This is a genomic window from Pseudomonas sp. 2822-17 (genome assembly GCF_002742485.1).
Taxonomy (GTDB): domain Bacteria; phylum Pseudomonadota; class Gammaproteobacteria; order Pseudomonadales; family Pseudomonadaceae; genus Aquipseudomonas; species Aquipseudomonas cyclaminis.
Genome location: NZ_LJRZ01000778.1, coordinates 1 through 267 on the forward strand (window position 1 = coordinate 1; position 267 = coordinate 267).

Here is a 267-nt window from a genome sequence, read left to right on the forward strand (position 1 = left end):
CTGCTGCACCTTGGTAAGGTACATCTTCTAATTCTATTTCTGCAGCATTTTCTAACAGTAATATAGCCAAATGTTGCCCTACAAATCTTCCTGCATTTCCAACAGTTATGGAACCAGGTGAAGATTTTGCCTCTTCAATAAGATCTTCTAGTGTTTCTATATGACTATCGCTTTTTACAGCGAAAACAGTTGGATCACCACCCCAGTTAACAATTGGTTCAAAGCTATCCACATCAAACGATGTCTGTCCTACTAAGGGTTGAGTTA

The 267-nt window shown here is 39.0% G+C and carries 1 protein-coding gene; it reads right to left on the reverse strand.

What is annotated here, in order from left to right:
* Positions 1-267 (reverse strand): tripartite tricarboxylate transporter substrate-binding protein (locus AOA60_RS28320; protein ID WP_256592897.1); only part of this gene is annotated, 267 nt, incomplete at both ends.